Source organism: Flavobacterium sp., assembly GCF_044368625.1.
GTDB lineage: Bacteria > Bacteroidota > Bacteroidia > Flavobacteriales > Flavobacteriaceae > Flavobacterium.
Genome location: NZ_JBIPPD010000362.1, coordinates 1 through 3,405 on the forward strand (window position 1 = coordinate 1; position 3,405 = coordinate 3,405).

At 53.0% G+C, this 3,405-nt stretch carries 1 protein-coding gene; it reads left to right on the plus strand.

Going from position 1 to position 3,405, the window contains the following annotated elements:
* A partial coding sequence (locus tag ACIQ2X_RS16595; protein WP_396180118.1) for a putative Ig domain-containing protein occupies nt 1-3,405 on the plus strand: 3,405 nt, incomplete at both ends.

Consider the following 3,405-nt stretch of genomic DNA (forward strand, 5'->3'; position numbering starts at 1 on the left):
TCGTTGCAGCTGCAATCGCTGACCAAAGGGTCGATGAAGACACGGCCTGGAGCTATACTGTTCCTGCAGGCACATTCAGCGACGCTGACGGGGATGCGCTCAGCTACACGGTCACTCTGACCGGTAGTGCATTGCTCCCTGACTGGCTCCGCTTCGATGGGGTCACGCGGACCTTTACAGGCACGCCGCCCGAGAACTTCAATGGCGATGTATCCCTGACCGTCACAGCCACTGACGGTGCGTTGAGCGTATCGGATACGTTCGTGCTGACCGTGAACCCGGTTGAGGATGAAGCAACCGGCACGCTTGCGGTTGCTGGCACGGTCGCCGAAGGCGGCGTAGTCACCGCTGATCTATCTGCGAGCGATGTCGACGGTGCGATCACTGCTACAAGCTACCAGTGGCAAATTTCCGCCAATGGCAGCGACGGATGGACCGACATCAGCGGTGCGACTGGATCGAGTTATGAGATCGCTTCTGACCAAAGCCAAGTTGGCAAATATCTGCGCGCTGTGGCGACAACTAATGATGCCGTGGGAGGGACGACGAGTTTCACCAGTGTTGCAAGCGCCGCTATTGCCAATGTGAATGATGCTTCTTTGGGAGTGCTACGGTTGGCGAAGGCTCCTGAATTGGTTCAGGAGTTTGCGATCAATACCTATCTCGGGGGCACTCAGGAAAACGCTTCAGTTACGGCACTTGGAGACGGTGGCTGGCTTGTTGCCTGGATGTCGTTGGATCAAGATGGTTCCGGATGGGGCGTATATGGTCAGCGCTACAGCAGCGCGGGCAAGCAAGTAGGCACTGAATTTCGCGTCAATAGCTTTACTGCCAACAACCAAGAATACCCATCTGTTGCAGCGCTTGCAGATGGCGGCTGGATAGTAACATGGCACTCAGGGGTCGCCCCGTGGCTGCCCGAAGGTCAAGATGGTTCGAGTTTTGGCGTTTATGGCCAACGTTATGACAGCATGGGTCAAGCGCAGGGCACCGAGTTCCTCATAAACAGCTACACATTTGGCTATCAATATAAGCCCTCGGTCGCCTCATTGGTTGACGGCGGTTGGGTGGTTCTTTGGGTTTCTTCACAAGATAGCAGCTATGAAAGCGTTCATGGACAACGCTATGATGCCAATGGCAATGCTGTCGGCAACGAATTTCAAGTCAATACATATGAACAATACTGGCAGAATGTACCTGTCGTTGTCGGTCTTGAGGACGGTGGATGGTTGGCAGTTTGGGAGTCTTACGACCAAGACGGGTCATATTTCGGTATCTATGGCCAACGCTTTGATAGCTTTGGAAATACTGTTGGCGGTGAGTTCCAAGTTAACACCAGTACCATAAACAGTCAGGAGCACCCATCGGTCACCGCGCTTGTAGATGGGGGTTGGGTTGTCACTTGGATGTCCGATGATGGAGCATCTTGGGGTATCTCCGGTCAGCGTTATAATAGCGCTGGTTTGGCCATTGGCGGTGAGTTTAGGGTCAATAGCTTCACTGCAAATACGCAGGCCTTCCCTTCAGTTACCTCGCTTTCAGATGGCGGCTGGCTTGTCACTTGGCAGTCAGATGGTCAGGATGGGTCAAGTTCGGGCATTTATGGCCAACGGTACAGCAATGAAGGTAGCCCAGTCGGCGGCGAGTTTCAGGTCAACACCACAACGGCAGGCGCGGAGGCCTTGCCCTCAGTTGCGACGCTTGCTGACGGTGGCTGGTTAGTCGCTTGGTCGAATGGCGAAATCTATGGCCAGCGCTATGACGCGCAAGGCAACAAGGTCGGCGTTTATGGGACTGCCTCCACCGAGGCTACACTCTCAGACTTTGTTCAAGGTAATGTTCTTCACGCAGATGCTGGCCAGATAAGTGATGCTGATGGAATTGGCAGCTTTGCTTGGCAGTGGCAGCGGTCAAGTGATGGAGGGTTGACATGGCCAGATATCGCTGGAGCGACCGAAGCCAATTACGTGCTCCTCCAATCGGATGTGGGTCAACTTGTTCGGCTGAAAGGTACTTACACCGACGGTCAAGGTGCGATTGAGACAGTATACTCAGCGGCGTCGGCGCCGATTGCTAACGTCAACGACGCACCTGTGGTCGCAGCTGCGATTGCTGATCAAAGCGTTAATGAAGACACAGCCTGGAGCTATACTGTTCCTGCCGGCACATTCAGGGATATCGATGGCGATACGCTAACTTACACGGCAACCTTGGGTGACGGTTCGCCACTTCCTAGCTGGCTCAGCTTCGATGCGGCGACACTTACCTTCTCAGGCACCCCAACGCCCAACTTCAACGGCGACATTGCGATCAGCGTGAAGGCGTCGGATGGGACTTTGAGCGTCTCTGATACGTTCACGCTTACAGTTACTGGCGTTCCTGGCCTGATTATTGACGGCACCGCAGGCGGTGACGTGATAAATGGAGGCGCGGGTGATGACACGATAAATGGCTACGCTGGTCAGGATGCAATTAATGGCAATGCTGGCGATGACACTATCTTTGGAGGCACCGAAGGCGATTCATTATTAGGCGGTGATGGCAACGACATAATTTATGGTGGCGATGGCGATGACTATCTCGATGGAAACCTTGGAAACGATGTGTTGGATGGGGGGGCTGGCAATGATCGTTTGTTCCGAGCTGGTTATGCCGACCTTGGAGGTGCTGACACATTGCGCGGTGGAGCTGGCAATGACAGAATATTGTCTGACGGTTACATCGCTCCATTCGAAACTGTATACATAGAAGCTGGGTCCGGCGACGATTACGTTGAGACATCAAATTTCTTTAGTGACGGACTTACAAACATTGATTTGGGAGAAGGTAACGACACAATCCGCTATTACACTTCAACTGTTAGTTCTTTAACACTTGGCAGTGGCGTTGATAACATTTTGATTCAACGGATTAGAGACAATATTTCTTTTACCGTTACTGATTTCCAGGCAGGCTCACAGGGAGATCGCTTCAACCTATTGGAAGTCGTGGACGGTGAATTGATCGGATGGGACCGTAGCACTAATCCGTTTGGGGCAAGTGGATACTTTAAACTGGCGCAATCAGGGGCAGATACCCTCCTACAAGTCGACCGAGACGGTTCTGCGAATGGAGAGAGCTTCGCCACATTTGCTACTCTGCAAAATGTTGCTGCATCTCAACTTGATGCCTTCAACTTCGGTGGGTTCAATCCTGATGGCAGCCCTGCACTAGGCCAAAGTATAGATGGCACTGATGGTAGCGAGGTTGTTTATGGAACGGCCGGCGGCGATACGATCAACGGCAATGCTGGTGACGACACAGTTTATGGATACGCTGGCGACGATGTAATCTACGGTGGCGCAGGTAATGATGAAATCATCGGCGGCAACGGCAATAACGTCCTCGATGGTGGGGACGGCAATG